Origin of the sequence: Stenotrophomonas aracearum (genome assembly GCF_031834615.1) — a bacterium.
GTDB classification, from domain to species: domain Bacteria; phylum Pseudomonadota; class Gammaproteobacteria; order Xanthomonadales; family Xanthomonadaceae; genus Stenotrophomonas; species Stenotrophomonas aracearum.
The window spans coordinates 1,673,574-1,692,827 of the sequence record NZ_CP115543.1; the positions used below are offsets into that span (position 1 = coordinate 1,673,574).

16 protein-coding genes are annotated in these 19,254 nt (G+C 68.0%); 9 read left to right on the top strand and 7 right to left on the bottom strand.

The window, feature by feature from the left end:
- Nucleotides 1-19: 19 nt before the first annotated feature.
- Nucleotides 20-928 carry a pyridoxal kinase gene (pdxY, locus tag PDM28_RS07815; RefSeq protein ID WP_311184372.1) on the top strand — a complete coding sequence of 303 codons (909 nt, stop codon included), beginning with the start codon at nt 20-22 and terminating at the stop codon, nt 926-928.
- A complete protein-coding gene (locus tag PDM28_RS07820; protein ID WP_311184373.1) occupies nt 925-2,037 on the top strand; it encodes a prephenate dehydrogenase in 1,113 nt (370 codons plus the stop codon). Before pdxY ends, PDM28_RS07820 begins: the two co-directional genes overlap by 4 nt.
- A 121-nt stretch (nt 2,038-2,158) precedes the next feature.
- On the opposite strand, the gene PDM28_RS07825 is transcribed toward PDM28_RS07820, so the two are convergent.
- The 5 genes from PDM28_RS07825 to PDM28_RS07845 all read right to left on the bottom strand — a co-directional run bounded on the left by PDM28_RS07825 (nt 2,159) and on the right by PDM28_RS07845 (nt 6,335).
- Nucleotides 2,159-2,356 (bottom strand): hypothetical protein, encoded by a 198-nt coding sequence (locus PDM28_RS07825; RefSeq protein ID WP_311184374.1) that lies wholly within the window; start codon nt 2,354-2,356, stop codon nt 2,159-2,161.
- A 69-nt stretch (nt 2,357-2,425) separates the two neighbouring features.
- Complete coding sequence (locus PDM28_RS07830) at nt 2,426-4,192, bottom strand: ABC transporter transmembrane domain-containing protein (RefSeq protein ID WP_311184375.1); 1,767 nt, start codon at nt 4,190-4,192, stop codon at nt 2,426-2,428.
- Complete coding sequence (locus PDM28_RS07835; RefSeq protein ID WP_311184376.1) at nt 4,185-4,793, bottom strand: IMPACT family protein; 609 nt, start codon at nt 4,791-4,793, stop codon at nt 4,185-4,187. The genes PDM28_RS07830 and PDM28_RS07835 overlap by 8 nt, the downstream gene beginning before the upstream one ends.
- Before the next feature lie 37 nt (nt 4,794-4,830).
- Nucleotides 4,831-5,784 carry a hypothetical protein gene (locus tag PDM28_RS07840; protein WP_311184377.1) on the bottom strand — a complete coding sequence of 318 codons (954 nt, stop codon included), beginning with the start codon at nt 5,782-5,784 and terminating at the stop codon, nt 4,831-4,833.
- Nucleotides 5,781-6,335 (bottom strand): RNA polymerase sigma factor, encoded by a 555-nt coding sequence (locus PDM28_RS07845; RefSeq protein WP_172448125.1) that lies wholly within the window; start codon nt 6,333-6,335, stop codon nt 5,781-5,783. Before PDM28_RS07845 ends, PDM28_RS07840 begins: the two co-directional genes overlap by 4 nt.
- Nucleotides 6,336-6,523: 188 nt before the next feature.
- Between PDM28_RS07845 and PDM28_RS07850 the strand changes: the two genes are divergently transcribed.
- Complete coding sequence (locus tag PDM28_RS07850) at nt 6,524-9,406, top strand: bifunctional diguanylate cyclase/phosphodiesterase (protein ID WP_425507646.1); 2,883 nt, start codon at nt 6,524-6,526, stop codon at nt 9,404-9,406.
- Here PDM28_RS07850 and PDM28_RS07855 read toward each other — a convergent pair whose 3' ends face one another.
- Together PDM28_RS07855 and PDM28_RS07860 are read right to left on the bottom strand one after the other, a co-directional pair.
- Nucleotides 9,407-10,000 carry an LOG family protein gene (locus tag PDM28_RS07855; RefSeq protein ID WP_102945638.1) on the bottom strand — a complete coding sequence of 198 codons (594 nt, stop codon included), beginning with the start codon at nt 9,998-10,000 and terminating at the stop codon, nt 9,407-9,409.
- A 43-nt stretch (nt 10,001-10,043) separates the two neighbouring features.
- Nucleotides 10,044-11,540 (bottom strand): aminotransferase class III-fold pyridoxal phosphate-dependent enzyme, encoded by a 1,497-nt coding sequence (locus tag PDM28_RS07860; protein WP_311184379.1) that lies wholly within the window; start codon nt 11,538-11,540, stop codon nt 10,044-10,046.
- Between the two features lie 247 nt (nt 11,541-11,787).
- Here PDM28_RS07860 and queA point away from each other — a divergent pair, with 247 nt between their 5' ends.
- The 6 genes from queA to fabV all read left to right on the top strand — a co-directional run bounded on the left by queA (nt 11,788) and on the right by fabV (nt 18,829).
- Complete coding sequence (gene queA, locus PDM28_RS07865; protein WP_311184669.1) at nt 11,788-12,819, top strand: tRNA preQ1(34) S-adenosylmethionine ribosyltransferase-isomerase QueA; 1,032 nt, start codon at nt 11,788-11,790, stop codon at nt 12,817-12,819.
- Between the two features lie 57 nt (nt 12,820-12,876).
- Nucleotides 12,877-14,007, top strand: coding sequence for a tRNA guanosine(34) transglycosylase Tgt (gene tgt, locus PDM28_RS07870; RefSeq protein WP_311184380.1), 1,131 nt, complete (start codon nt 12,877-12,879; stop codon nt 14,005-14,007).
- 98 nt (nt 14,008-14,105) lie between these two features.
- Complete coding sequence (gene yajC, locus PDM28_RS07875) at nt 14,106-14,450, top strand: preprotein translocase subunit YajC (RefSeq protein ID WP_070206534.1); 345 nt, start codon at nt 14,106-14,108, stop codon at nt 14,448-14,450.
- 61 nt (nt 14,451-14,511) lie between these two features.
- Nucleotides 14,512-16,368, top strand: a complete 1,857-nt coding sequence (gene secD, locus PDM28_RS07880; protein WP_311184381.1) for a protein translocase subunit SecD — start codon at nt 14,512-14,514, stop codon at nt 16,366-16,368.
- 16 nt (nt 16,369-16,384) lie between these two features.
- Entirely contained in the window at nt 16,385-17,365 is a 981-nt protein-coding gene (gene secF, locus PDM28_RS07885; protein WP_070206535.1) for a protein translocase subunit SecF, read from the top strand.
- 207 nt (nt 17,366-17,572) lie between these two features.
- The gene (fabV, locus tag PDM28_RS07890; RefSeq protein WP_311184382.1) at nt 17,573-18,829 is read left to right on the top strand and encodes an enoyl-ACP reductase FabV; all 1,257 of its coding nucleotides are present in this window, start codon (nt 17,573-17,575) and stop codon (nt 18,827-18,829) included.
- Nucleotides 18,830-19,254: the final 425 nt, after the last annotated feature.

Genomic DNA, 19,254 nt, shown 5'->3' on the forward strand with positions numbered 1-19,254 from the left:
GCGGCGCTAAAATCCCCTGATGAACGATTCCCTCGAAAGCCACCTGGTCCACGGTCGCCGCCAGCGTCCGGACGGTCCGTCGCCGGTCGACGTCATCTCGGTTCAATCGCAGCTTGTGTACGGCCACGCCGGCAACAGCGCCGCCGTGCCGCCGCTGCGTGCCCTCGGCGTGCGCGTGGCCGAAGTGCCGACCACGCTGCTCAGCAATGCCCCGTTCTATCCGACCACGCGCGGCCGCGTGCTGCCGGCCGACTGGTTCGCCGACCTGCTGCTGGGCGCGGAAGAACGCGGCCTGCCGGCGCGCGCGAAGATGCTGGTCTCCGGCTACTTCGGCAGCGTCGGCAACGGTGCCGCGTTCGCCGACTGGCTCGAGCGCGTGCTGCCCGCCTCGCCGCAGCTGCGCTACTGCCTGGACCCAGTGATTGGCGACACCCATACCGGTCCCTACGTGGAACCGGGGCTGGAAACCATCTTCGCCGAACGCCTGCTGCCGCACGCCTGGCTGGTCACGCCCAACGCGTTCGAACTGGGCCGCCTGACCGGCCTGCCGAGCCTGGCCGAAGCCGACGCCATCGCCGCCTCCCGCGCGCTGCTGCAGCGCGGTCCGGAGTGGGTGATTGCGCACAGCGTGGGCGGCGATCCGGGTCAGCTGGTCACTCTGGCGGTCAGCCGGGACGCGGTCTGGCGCTGGTCCTCGCCGCATCTGCCGGTCGACGTGGCCGGCACCGGCGACGTGTTGATGTCGCTGCTGGTCGCCTTCCTGCTGCGCGGCGAGCGCTTCGAGCAGGCCCTGTCGCGCTCGATCTCCGGCGTGCACGCCGCGCTGGAAGCGACCCTGGCCAACGACCACGAAGAATTCGACGTGCTGGCCGCCGCACCGGCGGCGCTGGCGCAGCCGCACCGCTTCACCGCCGAGCGGATCGCGTGATGCAGCGTCCGGTGGTCGGCATCGTTGGCAGCGCCGGTGCCTACGGGCGCTGGCTGCGCACCTTCCTCGAGCAGCGCATGGGGCTGGAGGTGATCGGCCACGACCCGGCCGATCCGGCCTCGGACGATCCGGAGCTGCTGCTGGAACGCGCGCAGGTCCTGGTGTTCTCCGCGCCGATCCGGCACACCCCGGCGCTGATCGCCGAGTACGTGCAGCGCTCGGCGGGCCGTGAGGCGGGTCGCCTGTGGCTGGATGTGACCTCGGTCAAGAGCGAACCGGTCGCGGCGATGCTGCGCTCGCAGGCGGAGGTGGCAGGCCTGCACCCGATGACCGCGCCGCCCAAGGCGCCGACGCTGAAGGGCAGGGTGATGGTGGTGTGCGAAGCGCGGCTGTCGGCATGGCAGCCGTGGCTGGCGCAGCTGTGCGCGGCACTGGAAGCCGAATGCGTGCTCGCCACGCCCGAGCACCACGACCAGGTCATGGCGCTGGTGCAGGCGATGGTGCATGCGACCCACCTGGCCCAGGCCGGCGTGCTGCGCGACTACGCCGCACTGCTGGGTCCGCTGCAGGACCTGATGCCGTACCGGTCGGCCTCGTTCGAGCTGGATACCGCGATCATCGCGCGCATCCTGTCGCTCAACCCGGCCATCTACGAGGACATCCAGTTCGGCAACCCGCACGTGGCGCCGATGCTGGACCGGCTGCTGGCGCAGCTGCAGACGCTGCGCAGCCAAGTGGAACAGGGCGATGACGCCGCGCGCGCTGCGTTCCGCCAGCAACTTCTGGCCGACAACCGCGAACACCAGGGTGCCGCTCTGCTGGCCAACGGCAATTACACCTTCGAACGGGTCGGTTACCTGCTGGCCGACCTGACCGAGCGCAACGCGATCAGCGTGCACCTGCCGGAGGACCGTCCCGGGTCGCTGCGCGAACTGCTGCATGTGTTCGAGCGGCATGGGGTCAGCCTGGCCTCGATCCACTCCTCGCGCACGCCTGGCGGCGAAGTGCACTTTCGCATGGGGTTCGTACCTGGCAGCGACCTGCAGGCGATGCAGCGAGCGGCGGTGGAAATCGACGCCAGCGGCATCGGCCGGGTCCTGCCACGCTGAAGCGCTGCCGCATTCATCCACAGGGGGTGTGGATGAAATGCGGACAAGCATGTGGATAAGCGTGCGCAGCCCCCGTACCGCAAGGCTGTCAAGATGGGTGGCTATTAATTGACCACGTCAATCACGTAGTCAACGTGAGCTCGCCGCCACTGGTGCGGAAGGTCCTGCCATCGCGGACCAGGTGCCGGCCGTCGGCCAGCTCGTAACGCACATGCGGATCGGCCGCGGTGTTTGCAGTGGCGGCCAGCTCATCCTTGAATTCGATGACGATGTAATCGTCACCGTTCGCATCGGTAGCGGGAAACTGACGGAACGACATGCAACACCTCCTGCAGCGGTCTGATGGGACGAGTGTCACCATGCGACCGCGCGTGTTAGCGGTGCGTCATCAATCGATGAACTGCAGTTTCGCCAGTTCAGCATACAGGCCACCCTCGGCCAGCAGCTCTGCGTGGGTACCCTGCGCCACGATGCGGCCGTGGTCCATCACCACGATGCGGTCGGCCTTCAGTACCGTCGCCAGCCGGTGTGCGATCACCAGCGTGGTGCGCCCGGCCATCAGCCGTTCCAGCGCCTGCTGCACCGCGCGTTCGCTCTGCGCGTCCAGCGCGCTGGTGGCTTCGTCCAGCAGCAGGATAGGGGCGTCCTTGAGCAGTGCGCGTGCAATCGCGATGCGCTGCTGCTGGCCGCCGGACAGGCGCGCGCCGCGCTCGCCCAGTTCGCTCAGGTAGCCGTCCGGCAGCGCCTCCAGGAATTCGTCGGCCTCGGCCGCTTCGGCAGCGCGCTGCACCTCTTCATTGCTGGCTTCCAGCCGACCGTAGCGGATGTTGTCCAGCGCACTGCTGGCGAACAGGGTCGGCTGCTGCGGCACCAGCGCCATCTGCGCGCGCAGCTGCGCCGGGTCGACCCGGCGCACGTCCACGCCATCCACCTGCACGCTGCCGGCGGCGGGGTCGTGGAAGCGCAGCAGCATGGACAGCACCGTGCTCTTGCCGGCGCCGGACGGCCCGACCAGCGCCACGGTTTCGCCCGGGCGCACATGCAGGTCGAAGTGATCCAGCGCGGCGGTGTCGGGTCGCTGCGGGTAATGAAAGACCACGTCCTGGAAGCGGATCTCGCCGCGCAGCGGCTGCGGCAGCGGCAGCGGCTCGGCCGGGCTGGTGATCTCGATGTCTTCCTGCAGCAGTTCGGCGATCCGGCCCATGCCGCCGGAGGCACGCTGCAGTTCATTCCACACTTCGGCCAACGCACCCACCGAACCACCGCCGATCAGCGCATACAGAACGAACTGGCCCAGCGTGCCGGCGCTCATGCGGCCGTCGATCACGTCGTGCGCACCGAGCCACAGCACGCCGACGATCGCACCGAACACCAGCACGATGGCGGTGGCAGTCACCAGCGACTGCGCTCCGATGCGGCGTCGCGCGGCGCGGATCGACTCGCCCAGCGCTGCGTTGAAACGGCCGCGTTCGTACGGCTCGCGCGCATGCGCCTGCACCGTGCGCACCGCGCCCAGGGTTTCGGCGGCCAGGCTGTTCGCGTCGGCGATGCGGTCCTGGCTGGCGCGCGAGATGCCGCGCAGCCGGCGCGCACCGATGATGATCGGCAGCACCGCCAGTGGAATGCCGACCAGTGACCATGCGGCCAGGCGCGGGCTGGTCACGAACAGCATCACCAAGCTGCCCACCACCGTGACGCTGCTGCGCAGGGCTACCGACATGGTCGAGCCGATTACGCTGCGCAGCAGTTCGCTGTCGGCGGTCAGGCGAGAGACCAGTTCGCCGCTGCGGCTGCGGTCGTGGAAACCGGCGCCGAGTGCGATCAGGTGCGCGTACAGGCGGCTGCGCAGGTCGGCCACCACTTTTTCGCCCAGCAGCGACACAAAGAAGAAGCGCGCCGCCGTAGCCAATGCCAGCACCACCGCAACCAGGAACAGCAGTGCGAAGGCGCGGTTGATCTGGCCGCCGCTGTTGAAGCCATGGTCGATCATCTGCTTCACCGCCGGCGGCAGGCTCAGCGTGGCCGCCGAGGACACCGCCAGCGCCACCAGCCAGGCCGCGAACAGCCCGCCATGGCGGCGTACGAACGGCCACAGCGTGCCCAGGCTGCCAAGGCGGCGCAGGGTCGGGGCCGGCGGGGAAACGGGGTCAGTCATGGGCAAGGCCTGGTTCGGTGCGTGCGTGCACCCGGATACGATCACGGGTGGCGTCGCGAAGGCGGATTTTCAACGGGTCGACCTGGTCGGCGGGCAGCCGGACATGCAGTTCCACCCCGGACGCGGTGAAGGTTTCGTCCAGCTTGTCGACCAGGTGCTGGGCCAGCGCCGCATGCAGCGCGCCCAGGTCTTCGAACCCGGCGTGCACGGTCAGCTCGGCCAGCGCCACCAGCGGCAATCGCGGCGCGGTGCGCAGGCATTCGGCTGCGATGCCGCCATAGGCCCGGACCAGGCCACCCGCGCCCAGCTTGATGCCGCCGTACCAGCGGATCACCACCACCATGACGCGGTCGAAGCCCTGGCCGTCGATGGCCGCCAGGATCGGGCGCCCGGCCGTACCGGCCGGTTCGCCGTCGTCGCTGGAGCGGTACTCATTGCCGTGCCGGTAGGCCCAGCAGTTGTGCGTGGCGTCGGCTACGGCGACCTGCTGCAGGAACGTGAGCGCATCGGCAGCCGCATCGATCGGCGCGGCGTGCGCGATGAAACGGCTGTGCTTGATGTCCAGGCTGTGGCTGACGGTGGTGGCGAGCGTATCGGGCATCGGCGTCATTTTAGTGCCGGGCTCTGCGCGGCACGTATCACGAATCCAGCAATTCCCGCAGGTCCCCTGGAATCCGCGCTTCCGGGTAAGCCTGCATGTACCGCTCCAGGCTCGCCCGCGCCGTATCCATATCACCCGCATCGCGGCGCTCGCGGATGCGCTTGATCCATTGCCGGCGTGGCAGCGCGGCGTCGGCATCGACCGCGAGGGTGAGCGCGTCGGGCGATGCCAAAGCGCCATAGGCCTGCGCCGGTGCCGGTTCGGCACGGCGCATCACTCCGGGTGCACCCTGCGTGCGTGCAGGGGCGGGTGCGGCCAGCTTGGCGCGCTCCCGCGCATCGACGGCGCGGCTGCCGGTGACGACCACGCGGTCCAGTTCGGCCGACTGTGCTGCATCGGCCTGCGCGTCCTGCTGGACCGGGGCGGCCATCGGCGCGGGAGGCGCCGGGGGAGCCGGCATGGCCATCGGTGCCGCAGCGGGCATCGGCGGTGGCGCTGGCACCGGTGCCGGCTTGGGCACCGACAGCGCCCGCGCCGGCGCAGGCGGCGCAGCGGCAGGTTTCTCCTGGGGGGCCACATCGGCAACCGGCGCTTCGGCCGGTACCGCCGCCGGTGCGGTGTCATCGCCTGCTGCGGGATCGGCCTGCGGTGCCGTCCCGGTGGCCATTTCGCTCGCCATCGGGGCGGGTGCGCCCGGCGGTGGCCCCTCCGGCTTGAGCTGCCAGGCGATGCCCACCGCAAAGACCAGCGAGGCGGCCAGGCCGAGTGCGGCCGGGAAGCGCGAACGCCTGCGCGGCGTCGTGGTGGACACGGGCGCAGCAGCGGGCGAAGCCGGTTCGACCGCGGGTGCCGCAGCAACCGGTTGCACCGCCGCACGCGCAGCGGCCAGCACCGCATCGTCCACCGCGGCCGGCGGTGCACTGGACGCCGGCCGGCCCAGCAGGCGGGCCAGTTCGCGTTCTTCCGGCGTCAGCGGATCGGGGCGGTTCATGGGCTCAACTCCGCGCGCAGTTTGTCCATCGCGTAGCGCAGCCGCGATTTCACGGTTTCGCGGCCCACGCCGGTGACCTGCGCGATCTCTTCCAGGCTCAGCTCCTGTTCCAGCCGCAGTTGCAGCACGGTGCGCTGGTCATCGGGCAGCTGCTCCATGGCCAGCTGCAGGCGGCGGCGCTGTTCGAATTCGGACAGCTGGGTTTCCGGCGTGCGCGTATCGCTCATGCGCGCCACGCGCTCGTCGGCGTCGCCCGGCGCGGAAGGACGGTGCTTCAGCGCCCGCCAGTGGTCGTTGAGCCGATTATGGGCAATCCGGAACAGCCAGGTGGTGAAGGCCGCCTCCGGCTGCCAGCCGGCGCGGGCGGCGATCACCCGCTGCCACACGTCCTGGAACATTTCGTCGGCCAGCGCCGCATCGCGCAGCTGGCGCAGCAGGAAGCTGTACAGGCGGTTGCGGTGGCGCGCATACAGGCTTTCGAAGGCACGCAGGTCGCCCCCGGCCCAGGCCAGCATCAGCGACTCGTCGGTTGGCAGGGCAGCAGCATCCACGGCGCACAGAGTAAGCGCTGGAGGGGGCTGCGCATAGCCGCGCGGGGCAGGGGCGATGGCGGTGGTCACCCTGTCATCAACGTCCGAAGGCGGGCAATGGGGTGAAGGGCTTCCATTCACCCCCGGTTTGCGCGTTATGCTCGGGGGACAGGGGAGGCGCCGGGTATCCGGCGTCAAAAGAGATGAACATGTTGTCCAGCCAGGCAGTGACGACTTCGGGACGGAAGGACCGCAGCGCAGCGGTATCGGCAGCGCTTGGGCGCACGCTGTGCGCGCTGTTGCCGGCCGGTGCCCAGCTCACCCTGGGCTGGTCCGACGCCACGCTGGGCGAAGGCTGCCTGCGGCATCCACCGCGGGCCGGTTCGGATCGCGCGCTGCTGGAGGCGCTGCTGGCCTCGCCGCCGGTCTGCCCGCAGGGCGGGGCGGTGTACCGCTGGCAGCACCAGGGCGGCGAGCTGGTCATCCACGTCCTGCTGGAAGATGGCGCAAGCCCGCCCGACGCCTGGTGGGGCGTGGCCCGCAGCGGCCTGCAGGACGCGCTGGCGCTGGCCCGGCAACGCGAGCAGATCCGCTCGCTGGAGAATTCCAAGCGGCTGCAGCAGGCGTTGTACGAAATCGCCGACCTGGCCGGTGCCGACCTGGAAATGAGCGAGATGCTGCGCCACTTCCACCGCGTGCTCAATTCGCTGATGTACGCGCAGAACTGCTACATCGTCGAGTACGACGATGTGCGCCGGCGGATCCGCTTCCTGTACTTCGCCGACCAGCGCGACGATTTCGTGGCCGACCCGGACCGCAGCTACGAAGAACATGAAATGCCGCGCAGCCTGACCTTCGCGCTGCTGCGCCACGGACAGCCGCTCAGCGGGCCATCCAATGAACTGCTGGCGGCGATGAACGACGAATACGACCCCAGCCGCGGGCCGGAGAGCCTGGATTGGCTGGGCGTGCCGATGCTGCGCGACGGCCGGGTCTGCGGCGCCATCGTGGTGCAGAGTTACGAGCAGCGCGTGCGCTACAACGAAGCCGACCGCACCCTGCTCGGCTATGTGGCCCAGCACATCCTGACCGCGATGGACCGGCGCCAGGCGCAGGTGCAGCTGGAGCGCCAGGTGGAGCGGCGCACGCTGGAGCTGCAGCGCGCCAACCACAGCCTGCAGGACGAGGTGGTCGAGCGCCGCCGCGCCGAGAAACTGCAGCTGGCGTTGTTCAACATCGCCGAAATGGCGATGAGCGCCGAAAGCCTGGCCCAGTTCTACGTGCAGGTGCATGGCGTGGTCGGGACGCTGCTGGATGCGCGCAACTTCTACATCGCGCTGGTCGACGAATCCGGCGAAGGGCTGGAGTTCGTCTACTCGGTGGACGAGTACAACCCCGCCCGCGCCCCGCGGCCGTTCAGCATGGGCCTGACCGAGTACATCGTGCGCAACCGGCAGCCGCTGCTGGCCTCGCGCGAGCATATCGACGCGCTGCGCGCCTCGGGTACCGTCAACGAATTCGGTGCGCGCTCGCACTGCTGGCTGGGCGTGCCGCTGCTGAGCGACGACGACGTGGTCGGGGTGATCGTGGTGCAGAGCTACTCGCCGGAGATCAGTTTCACCGCGCACGACCAGCGCCTGCTGACCTTCGTCGCGCAGAACATCGGCAACGGCCTGGCCCGGCAGCGCGACCAGGAGCGCCTGCGCAACGCGCACGCCGAGCTGGAAATACGCGTCGATGAGCGCACCCGCGAACTGGCCGAGGTGAACGACAAGCTGCTCGGCCAGATCGGCGAGCGCCTGCGCGCGGAACAGCGGCTGACCCACCAGGCCCTGCACGATGCGCTGACCGGCCTGCCCAATCGCGCGCACCTGCTCGACCGCCTGGAGGATGCCATCGCGCGCGCACGCTCGCGCGACGGCCTGCGGTTCGCGGTGCTGTTCCTGGACCTGGACCGCTTCAAGCTGGTCAACGACAGCATCGGCCACGCCGCCGGCGACCAGATGCTGGTCGAGGTGGCCAAGCGCATCGTGTCGATGGTCGGCGGCGATGACGTGGTGGCCCGCCTGGGCGGTGACGAGTTCGCCATCCTGCTCGAATGCGAGCAGGGCCTGGAATCGGCCCGCGAGTTCTCGCAGCGCATGCTGGTGGCGCTGGAAGAATCGATGTGGGTGCAGGGGCGCGAGCTGTTTCCGTCCGGCAGCCTGGGCATCGCGATGTGGAGCCCGCGCTACCGTAATGGCGAGGAGATGGTGCGCGACGCGGACGCGGCGATGTACCGCGCCAAGGCGCAGGGCAAGGACCGCTGGGCGGTGTTCGATGAAGCCATGCGCGAAGAAGCGCTGCGCAGCCTGGACCTGGAAGCCGACCTGCGCCGGGCCATCAACAATCGCGATTTCATGCCGTTCTACCAGCCCATCGTGCGCCTCACCGACGGCCAGGTGGTGGGCTACGAGGCACTGCTGCGCTGGCAGCACGAGCGTCGCGGCCTGCTGCTGCCGAGCGCGTTCCTGGACCTGGGCGAGGAGAGCGGCCTGATCGAACAGGTCGACTGGCTGCTGTATGAAGAAGTCATCGGCCAGCTCGCGCGCGGTGGCGAAGGCTATCTGTCGGTGAACGTGTCGCCGCGGCATTTCCGTTCGCCCGATTTCAGCTCACGGCTGTTCGGCCTGATCGAAGCGGCCGGTGCCGACCCACGCCGGCTGCGCCTGGAAATCACCGAAGTGGCGCTGCTCGACGACGGCCCGCGCACGCTGCGGATCCTGCAGGCGCTGCGCGAACGCGGCGTGCTGGTGCAGCTGGACGATTTCGGTACCGGCTTCTCGGCGCTGTCCTACCTGCACCGCTTCCCGATCTCCACGCTGAAGATCGACCAGAGCTTCATCGCCGGGCTGCATGGCCAGGACCTGCAGAGCACCTACGCGCTGGTCCAGGGCGTGCTGTCGCTGGCGCGCACGCTGGGCATCGAAACGGTGGGCGAGGGCATCGAAAACGCCGCCCAGCGCGAGACCCTGCTGCAGCTGGGCTGCGATTATGGGCAGGGCTACCTGCTGGGTCGCCCTGCGCCGATGGAAACGTTCGTTACCGCGTGATCAACGCAACGCCGTACGCCGCTTCTCGTCGATCCACTTCGATGCCTGCGCCGGCTCATACGCGCGCATCCATTCCAGCATCGCGTCGATGTCCGAGCCGTACCACAGGTCGGCGCGCTGGTCCGGGTGCAGGAAGCGCTCTTCGACCATGCGGTCGATCATGCCGATCAGGGGCGCGTAGAAGCCGTCCACATCGAGGAAGGCGCACGGCTTGTTGCCGATCCCAAGCTGGCGCCAGGTGAGCATCTCGAAGATCTCTTCCATGGTGCCGAAGCCGCCGGGCAGGGCCACGAACGCGTCGGACAGGTCGAACATGCGCGACTTGCGTTCGTGCATCGAGCCGACGATTTCCAACTCCGTCAGGCCGCGATGGGCCACTTCCCAGTCGGCCAGCTGCTGCGGGATGACCCCGGTCACTTCGCCGCCGCCGGCCAGCACCGCATTGGCCACCGTGCCCATCAGACCGACATTGCCGCCGCCGTAGACCAGGCGCAGGCCGTCACGGGCAATGCGGTCGCCCAGCGCGATCGCGCGTTCGGTGTAGATGGGCTTGCTGCCGGCGTTGGAGCCGCAGTAGACGCAGATGGACTTCATGGGTGGTTCCCGGTGGAAACCACCCATTATCGCATGGTGGGGTTTACGCCGCCTGCGATTGTTCCCGGCGCGGGCCTTCCTTCAGGGCGCGACCCACCAGGTTCACCAGCAGGTCCAGCTCCTCGCTGTCCATGCCGAAATGCGGGGTGAAGCGCAGCGAGTTCTCACCGCCATGGATGACGTTGATGCCATGGTTGCGCAGCCATTCTTCGGTGGAATTGGCGCCGTAGCACTTGAACTGCGGGGCCAGTTCGCAGGAGAACAGCAGGCCGGTGCCCTGGACCTTGGTGATCAGCCCGCCCAGTTCGCTGCGCAGCTGTTCCAGCTTGCGCACCGCTTCTTCGCCGCGCTGGCGGATGTTCTCGCGCACCTCCGGGGTGAGCAGGCCCAGGGTGGCGCAGGCCACGTCCAGCGCACGCGGGTTGGAGGTCATGGTGTTGCCGTAGATGCCCTTGCGGTACAGCTGCGCGGCATGCTCGGTCACGGCCAGCACCGACAGCGGGAACTGCGCGGCGTTCAGCGCCTTGGAGTAGGTCTCCATGTCCGGCACCTCCAGCCCTTCGAAGCCGGGGTAGTCCACGATCGAGAGCACGCCATGCGCGCGCAGGCCGGCCTGGATCGAGTCCAGCAGCAGCAGGCTGCCGTGCTGGCGGGTGAGCTCGCGGGCCAGTGCGTAGAACGACGGCGGCACCGAGCGACCCGGGTCGCCTTCGCCCATCACCGGCTCCAGGAACACCGCTTCGATGAACCAGTGGTTCTGTTCGGCCTCGGCAAATACCCGCTTCAGCGCGTCTTCGTCGTACGGCGCGATGGCGATCACGCTGTCCTCGCCACGGTAGCTGGCCAGGTGCTGCATGTAGGTCCTGCGGCTGGAATCGGAGTACAGGCCCGGACGGTCGGTGCGACCGTGGAAGCTGCCCTTGACCACCACGCGCTTGATCTTCGCACCGGCATGGCGGGCGCCCGGATCGGTCTGCAGCTTGGCGTTCACGTCGGCGATGCGCGCGGCCAAGCCGACCGCCTCGGAACCGGAATTCAGGCACATGAACCGTGCATACGGGCAGCCGCCGCGGCGGTGGCCGATCTCGCGGCGAAGCGCCTGGATGAAGCGGTGCTGGGACAGATTCGGAGTCATCACGTTGGCCATCACCTGCGGCGCGGCCATCGCGTCCAGCACCGCCTGCGGGGTGTGACCGAAGCCGAGCATGCCGTAGCCGCCGGCGTCGTACAGCACCGCACCCTTGAGGGTGACCACCCAGGGGCCACGGGCGGCGAGGGCAACGTAGGGGGTGACCGCGTCGTCGGCATAGAAATTGACGAAGCCGTCCTGCATGGCATCGATCTGGGCGCGTTCGTCCAGCGCCAGCAGCTCGGCCAGGTCGGCGCGGACCCGCTCAAATTCGACGACGGCGGCGTCCACGGCACCCAGCAGCTGCGGGTGGCCGGCGGCCAGGCGGTCGAGGGTGGCGTCATCCAGGCCGGCGGTGAGGCGCGTGCCGGGCTGGGCGCGGAGGGGGGCGAGGCGTTCGATGAAGCTCATTGCAGATCTCCTGAAACGATTGGCGGCACGGCGCAAATGCAAAACGCGCGACAGGGGCGCGCGCTTGGGGGAATGCGGCTCGTGCATCAGACTTCCGGTTCGATGCTAGCACGCGCTTTTTCGCGCGATAACCCCGGCAAAAACTGTTGCATAGCAGCATTTTGCGCGACGTTCGCCGCCATGCTCGTTGCCACCGGGAGCCAGTCGTACAATGCGCGACATTGCCTACACGTTGCCGTGCGCTCCCTTGAAGAAGTCCGATTTCCATTACGACCTGCCCGCCGAACTGATCGCCCAGGCGCCGCTCGCCGAGCGCTCCGCCAGCCGCCTGATGGTGGTGCCGCCGACCCCGGCAGCCTTCGACCACCGCCAGGTGCGCGACCTGCCGGACCTGCTGCAGCCCGGCGACCTGCTGGTGTTCAACGACACCCGGGTCATTCCGGCGCGCCTGTTCGGGCAGAAGGCCAGCGGCGGCCGGGTCGAGATCCTGATCGAGCGCCTGCTCGGCGGGCAGCAGGCGCGGGCGCAGGTTGGGGCCAGCAAATCGCCCAAGCCGGGCAGCCGGATCGCGCTGGACGCCGGCGGCGAAGCGGAGGTGCTGGGTCGCGACGGCGAGTTCTACGTGCTGCAGTTCCATGTGCCCGAGTCGCTGGAGCAGTGGCTGCTGCACGCCGGCCGCCTGCCGCTGCCGCCTTACATCCAGCGCGAGCCGGGGCTGGATGACCGCGAGCGCTACCAGACCGTGTTCGCCCGCGAAGTGGGTGCGGTGGCCGCGCCGACCGCCGGGCTGCACTTCGACGAAGCCCTGCTCGCGGCCCTGAAGGAAAAGGGCATTGGTTTCGGCCACGTCACCCTGCACGTGGGCGCTGGCACCTTCCAGCCGGTGCGTGCCGATGACCTGAAAGACCACGTCATGCACCGCGAGTGGCTGAACGTCGGCGCCGAGCTGGTCCAGCAGGTCCGCCAGACCCGTGCGGCCGGCGGGCGGGTGATCGGCGTGGGCACCACGGTGGTGCGCGCGCTGGAAAGCGCGATGCGCGACGGCGACCTGCTGCCGTATGCCGGCGAAACCCAGATCTTCATCACGCCCGGCTACCGGATCCGCAGCGTGGACGCCATGGTCACCAACTTCCACCTGCCCGAAAGCACGCTGCTGATGATGATTTCGGCCTTTGCCGGGCAGGAACGGGTGTTCGAGGCCTACCGCGCGGCGATCGCCGAAAAATACCGGTTCTTCAGCTATGGCGATGCCATGTTGTTGTTCCCGCAGGGGGATTGAAAGCGGGCACGACGGTTTTAGGCGATAATCGAGGATTATTTGCCCCGATTCCGCCCGATGTCCCGACTCCAGTTCCAGCTCCAGACCACCGACGGGCGTGCCCGCCGCGGCCGCCTGACCTTCCCGCGCGGGACGGTGGAAACCCCGGCGTTCATGCCGGTGGGCACCTATGGCTCGGTCAAGGGCATCCTGCCGGAGCAGATCCGCGCGCTGGGCGCCGAGATCATCTTGGGCAACACCTTCCATCTGTACCTGCGCCCGGGCCTGGACGTGATCGCCGATCACGGCGGCCTGCACGGCTTCGCGCGCTGGAACGGGCCGATCCTGACCGATTCCGGCGGTTTCCAGGTGTTTTCGCTGGCCCATCGCCGCAAGATCACCGAGCAGGGCGTGACCTTCGCCTCGCCGACCGACGGCGCTCGGGTGTTCCTGGGCCCGGAAGAGAGCATGAAGATCCAGAAGGTGCTCGATTCGGACGTCGTCATGATCTTCGACGAGTGCACCCCGTACCCGGCCACCGAACCGGTGGCGCGCACCTCGATGGAGCTCAGCCTGCGCTGGGCCCAGCGGAGCCGTAACGCGCACGACGAACTGGGCAACGACGCGGCGCTGTTCGGGATCGTCCAGGGCGGGGTCCACCATGACCTGCGCACCCGTTCGGCCGAGGGCCTGCAGCAGATCGGTTTCGACGGCTATGCCATCGGTGGCCTGGCGGTGGGCGAGCCGGAGCACGAGCGCAACGCCATGCTCGACCACATGCACCCGATCCTGCCGGCCGACCGTCCGCGCTACCTGATGGGCGTGGGCCGGCCGGAAGACCTGGTCGAAGGGGTCGCCCGCGGCGTGGACATGTTCGACTGCGTGATGCCGACCCGCAACGCCCGCAACGGCCACTATTTCACCTCCACCGGCACGGTGCGGATCCGCAACGCCCGCTATGAACGGGACATGGACACCATCGAGCCGGGCTGCGGCTGCCATGCCTGCACCAGCGGCTATACCCGGTCCTACCTGCGCCACCTGGACCGCTGCAACGAGATGCTGGCGCCGATGCTGGGCACCCTCCACAACCTCTTCTATTACGAGAAGCTGATGGCCGACATGCGCGCGGCCATCGCGGCGGGAACCTTCGAGGCCTTCCGCGAGTCCTTCTATGCGGCCCGGGGCATGGCCACGCCGCCGCTGTAACCCGCCCGGGGCCGTGGCATACTTCGCGGCTGACCCCTGTTTCGCGGCGACACCCGACCCCATGTGGGGAAGGGCGCCTCCCAACCCAAGGACACACCATGAACCTGATCGCCTTCCTGATTCCCGCCGCCCACGCCCAAGCCGCCGGTGGCCAGCCGCAGGGCATGGGCCTGACCACGCTGCTGTTCCCGATCATCCTGATCGCGATCATGTACTTCCTGATGATCCGCCCGCAGATGAAGCGCCAGAAGGAACACAAGGCGATGCTGGAAAAGATCAAGATCGGCGACGAAGTCCTGACCAACGGCGGCATCGCCGGCACCGTGAAGGGCATCGGCGACAACTTCGTCACCATCGAAGTGGCCGACAACGTCAACATCCGCGTGCAGAAGGGCGCCGTGGGCAACGTGCTGCCGACCGGCACGCTGAAGTCGGCCAACTGAGTCATCTCCTTTCCGAAGCACAACCGCGGCGCCGGGAATGGCGCCGCGCAGGAACCTGGCAATGCTTGAATTTCCACGCTGGAAATACGTCGTCATCCTGATCGTACTGGCGCTCAGCGCGCTGTACGCTCTGCCCAACATCTACCAGAAGGACCCCGCCGTCCAGATCACCGCCAACCGTGGCGGGCAGGTCGACGAGGCCCTTCGCGAGCGCGTGCTGGCCGACCTGAAGGCCGCCGGGATCGCCAACATCGGTGCGGACAAGGAAGGTGAGAGCCTGATCGTGCGCCTGCCGGACCTGCATACGCAGGCTGCGGCCAGCGCCCGGCTGCGCGACAGCGTGGGTGAGAACTACACGGTGGCACTGAACCTGGCCTCGACCGTGCCGGACTGGCTGCAGCGCCTGGGCGGTCGCCCGATGGTGCTGGGCCTGGACCTGCAGGGTGGCGTGCACTTCGTGCTGCAGGTCGACCAGAAGGCGGCCATCGACAAGCGCATGGACGCCTACGCCGAAGACGTGCGCGGCACGCTGCGCGAATCGCGCGTTCCGTTCCAGTCGGTCGAGCGTCGCCCGGACAACTCCATCGTCGCCACGCTGAGCCCGTCCACCGATGACGCGGCCGTGGACCGCGCCCGCGTGGCGCTGGCCAAGGCGCAGCCGACCCTGGGCTACGACGTGGTGGGCAAGCGCATCACCGTGACCGTGCCGGAAACCGAGCTGAGCCAGATCACCAACGGTGCGATCGAGCAGAACATCAACACCCTGCGCAACCGCGTCAACCAGCTGGGCGTGGCCGAGCCGATCATCCAGCGCCAGGGCGCCGACCGCGTGGTCGTGCAGCTCCCGGGCGTGCAGGACACCGCCGAAGCCAAGCGCATGATCGGTGCGACCGCCACCCTGGAATACCGTGCGGTGGTCGACGGCAATGCACAGGACGCCATCGACACCGGCCGCATTCCGCCGGAGGCCAAGGTCTACACGCGCCGTGACACGGGTGCCCCGATCCTGCTGAACAAGCGCGTGATCGTCACCGGCGACCAGATGGTCGCTGCCCAGGCGGTCAACGACGCCACCACCGGCACCCCGTCGGTCAGCGTGACGCTCAACAGCGTCGGCGGCCAGCGCATGTTCGACTTCACCAGCGCCAATGTCGGCAAGCCGATGGCGGTGGTGTACACCGAACGCGTGCCGACCGTGACCACGGTCGACGGCAAGGAAGTGCGCAGCTTCCGGGTCAACGAGGAAGTGATCTCGGTGGCCAACATCAACGGCGTGTTCGGCAAGAACTTCCAGACCACCGGTCTGGAGAAGAAGGAATCCGAAGAACTGGCCAAGCTGCTGAAGTCGGGCTCGCTGGCCGCGCCGATGGACTTCGTGGAAGAGCGCGTGGTCGGTCCCAGCCTGGGTGCCGAGAATGTCGAGCGCGGCATCACCGCGGTGATCTACGCCTTCATGTTCACCCTGGTGTTCTTCACCGTGTACTACCGCATGTTCGGCCTGATCACCTCGGCGGCGATGCTGTTCAACCTGCTGATCGTGGTTGCGGTGATGTCGCTGTTCGGCGCCACCATGACCCTGCCGGGCTTCGCCGGCCTGGCGTTGTCGGTGGGCCTGTCGGTCGACGCCAACGTGCTGATCAACGAGCGTATCCGTGAAGAGCTGCGTGCCGGCGTGCCGGGCAAGACCGCGATCGTGACCGGTTATGAGCGCGCCAGCGGCACCATCCTGGACGCCAACCTGACCGGCCTGATCGTGGGCGTGGCCCTGTTCGCGTTCGGTACCGGTCCGCTGAAGGGCTTCGCCCTGACCATGATCATCGGTATTTTCGCCTCGATGTTCACTGCGATCACCGTGTCGCGCGCCCTGGCGACGCTGATCTACGGTCGTCGCAAGAAGCTCCAGAACGTGGCCATCTGACGGGACGACTCGCACAATGAAACTGTTTCCGCTGCACATCCTCCCGAACGACACCACGATCGACTTCATGCGGTGGCGCCATGTCGCCATGGCAGTCACCATCGCGGTGTTCCTGGCCTCGGTTGCCATCATCGGCATCAAGGGCTTCACCTTCGCACTGGACTTCACCGGCGGCACCCTGATCGAAGCGCGCTTCGATCGCCAGGTGGACGTGGAAGAAGTCCGCTCGCGCCTGGAAGCCAACGGCTTCGAAGGCACCCAGGTACAGAGCTTCGGTGGCAACACCGACGTGCTGATCCGACTGGCCCCGCACGGCGAGCATGCCCCCGGCACCGGCGCAGCCAGTGCAGAGGACAAGGCCACCGGCGCGGCGGTGCTCAAGGCGATCACCACCAGCGAGAACCCGGCCACGATCCTGCGCAATGAGTTCGTGGGCCCGCAGATCGGCAAGGACCTGGCCATGAACGGCCTGTACGCGACGATCTTCATGCTGGCCGGCTTCCTGATCTACATCGGCTTCCGCTTCGAGTGGAAGTTCGCGGTTACCGCGAGCATCGTGGCGCTGTTCGACCTGCTGGTGACGCTGGCCTACGTGTCGCTGATGGGCCGCGAGTTCGACCTGAACGTGCTGGCCGGCCTGCTGTCGGTGATGGGCTTTGCAATCAACGACATCATCGTGGTGTTCGACCGCGTCCGCGAGAACTTCCGCAGCCTGCGCGTGGAACCGCTGGAAGTGCTGAACCGCTCGATCAACCAGACGCTGTCGCGTACGGTGATCACTGCGGTGATGTTCTTCCTGTCGGCGCTGGCGCTGTACATGTACGGCGGCGCGTCGATGGAAGGCCTGGCCGAAACCCACATGGTGGGTGCAGTGATCGTGGTACTGTCCTCGATCCTGGTCGCGGTGCCGATGCTGACGATCGGCTTCCTGCGCGTGAGCAAGCAGGACCTGCTGCCGAAGGCCAAGGACGTCGAAGCCCTGGCGCGCCGTCCGTAAGATGCAGGTCCGGCCGCTGGCCGGACACGACCCCGCTGTAGGTCCGGCCGCTGGCCGGACACCGGTAAAACGAAAAAGCCGCGCACTGCGCGGCTTTTTCGTTGCCACCGTACCGGGGCGTCGGTTGTGCTGTCTGCCCGTGCGCACTACGATTTCGGGGTTGCGTGCGGCCGTTCCCGTGGTCGCACCGTTTCTACCGAGGTTTCCATGGTCATCAAACCGCGTGTGCGCGGCTTCATCTGCGTCACCACCCATCCGGTCGGCTGCGACGCAGCCGTCAAGCAGCAGATCGATTACATCAAGGCGCAGCCGAAGATCCAGAACGGTCCCAAGCGCGTGCTGGTGCTGGGTGCGTCCACCGGTTATGGCCTGGCTGCGCGGATCACCGCCGCGTTCGGCAGCGGCGCGGCGACGCTGGGCGTGTTCTTCGAGCGTCCGGGTACCGAAACCAAGCCGGGCACGGCGGGCTGGTACAACTCGGCGGCGTTCCAGAAGTACGCTACGGAGGCCGGCCTGTACGCCCGCAGCGTGAACGGCGATGCGTTCTCGGACGAGGTGAAGGCCAAGGTCATCGAGCTGATCCGGCAGGACCTGGGCCAGGTCGACCAGGTGGTGTACAGCCTGGCCGCGCCGCGCCGCAAGCACCCGAAGACCGGTGAGGTGATCAGCTCGACGCTGAAGCCGATCGGCGCGCCGATCACCCTGCGCGGCCTGGACACCGACAAGGAAGTGATCACCGAAACCACGATCGAGCCGGCCACCCCGGAAGAGGTCGCGGGCACGGTGGCGGTGATGGGCGGCGAAGACTGGCAGATGTGGATCGACGCGCTGCTGGAGGCCGGTGTGCTGGCCGAGGGTGCGACCACCACGGCCTTCACCTACGTGGGCGAGGAAATCACCCAGGCGATCTACTGGAACGGTTCGATCGGTGCGGCGAAGAAGGACCTGGACCAGAAGGTGCAGGGCATCCGCGCCAAGCTGGCCCCGCTGGGCGGCGACGCGCGCGTGTCGGTGCTGAAGGCGGTGGTCACGCAGGCCAGCTCGGCGATTCCGACCATGCCGCTGTACCTGTCGCTGCTGTTCAAGGTGATGAAGGAGCGCGGTACGCACGAGGGCTGCATCGAGCAGCTGGATACGCTGTACGACATCGTCTACGGCGGCAGGGACAGCGGCCCTGCCGTGGAGCGCCTGCGCCACCAGCTGCTGGCCGACGGCCGCACGGTGGAGCTGGTCGACGAAGCGGGCCGCCTGCGTGCGGACTACAAGGAAATGGCGCCGGACGTGCAGGCCGAAGTCGTCGCGCTGTGGCCGCAGGTGACCAACGAGAACCTCTACGAGATCAGCGACCTGGCCGGCTACAAGGCCGACTTTCTGAAGCTGTTCGGGTTCGGCGTCGAAGGCGTGGATTACGAAGCGGATGTGGCGACGGATGTGGCGATTCCGGATCTGGTGGACCTGACCTGATTCGAACCTGAGTTCGAAAACGAGATGCCGCCCTTGTGGCGGCATTTTCGGTTCTACGGCGAAGAGCAGCGTCTCCCTACTACGTGCAGGGGCGGCCGCCGGGCAGCCCCGCTCCGGGACACGCCGTGAACCCATCCATGGGGGCTGCTAGAAAACATCCATGTTTTCTAGCGTCCCTCCGGGGGCTACCCGGCGGCCGCCCCCATACAGGGTCGTGTGCGGTGAGGAAGAGCAGCCGGGCAAGGCCCGGCTCTACCGCTTTTCGGTGACTCACCTGCCACTGTCGGAGGGTCGGCGGGGGTGGGTTTGAGGGGGCACGAGCCGCATGGATGCGGCGATGAGCCTACATGGATGTATTTACGGCGTCCCCCACAAACCCGCACCCGACGGCCCTGACCAGGGAAACCGCGCAGGCGGCGGCTGTT

Excerpts from the sequence above, each read along its gene's own strand:
- pdxY (WP_311184372.1), top strand. The coding sequence starts at position 20 with ATGAACGATTCCCTCGAAAGCCACCTGGTCCACGGTCGCCGCCAGCGT.
- PDM28_RS07825 (WP_311184374.1), bottom strand. The coding sequence starts at position 2,356 with ATGTCGTTCCGTCAGTTTCCCGCTACCGATGCGAACGGTGACGATTAC.
- PDM28_RS07830 (WP_311184375.1), bottom strand. The coding sequence starts at position 4,192 with ATGACTGACCCCGTTTCCCCGCCGGCCCCGACCCTGCGCCGCCTTGGC.
- PDM28_RS07835 (WP_311184376.1), bottom strand. The coding sequence starts at position 4,793 with ATGCCCGATACGCTCGCCACCACCGTCAGCCACAGCCTGGACATCAAG.
- PDM28_RS07840 (WP_311184377.1), bottom strand. The coding sequence starts at position 5,784 with ATGAACCGCCCCGATCCGCTGACGCCGGAAGAACGCGAACTGGCCCGC.
- PDM28_RS07850 (WP_425507646.1), top strand. The coding sequence starts at position 6,524 with ATGTTGTCCAGCCAGGCAGTGACGACTTCGGGACGGAAGGACCGCAGC.
- PDM28_RS07855 (WP_102945638.1), bottom strand. The coding sequence starts at position 10,000 with ATGAAGTCCATCTGCGTCTACTGCGGCTCCAACGCCGGCAGCAAGCCC.
- PDM28_RS07860 (WP_311184379.1), bottom strand. The coding sequence starts at position 11,540 with ATGAGCTTCATCGAACGCCTCGCCCCCCTCCGCGCCCAGCCCGGCACG.
- tgt (WP_311184380.1), top strand. The coding sequence starts at position 12,877 with ATGTCCCGACTCCAGTTCCAGCTCCAGACCACCGACGGGCGTGCCCGC.
- yajC (WP_070206534.1), top strand. The coding sequence starts at position 14,106 with ATGAACCTGATCGCCTTCCTGATTCCCGCCGCCCACGCCCAAGCCGCC.
- secD (WP_311184381.1), top strand. The coding sequence starts at position 14,512 with ATGCTTGAATTTCCACGCTGGAAATACGTCGTCATCCTGATCGTACTG.
- secF (WP_070206535.1), top strand. The coding sequence starts at position 16,385 with ATGAAACTGTTTCCGCTGCACATCCTCCCGAACGACACCACGATCGAC.
- fabV (WP_311184382.1), top strand. The coding sequence starts at position 17,573 with ATGGTCATCAAACCGCGTGTGCGCGGCTTCATCTGCGTCACCACCCAT.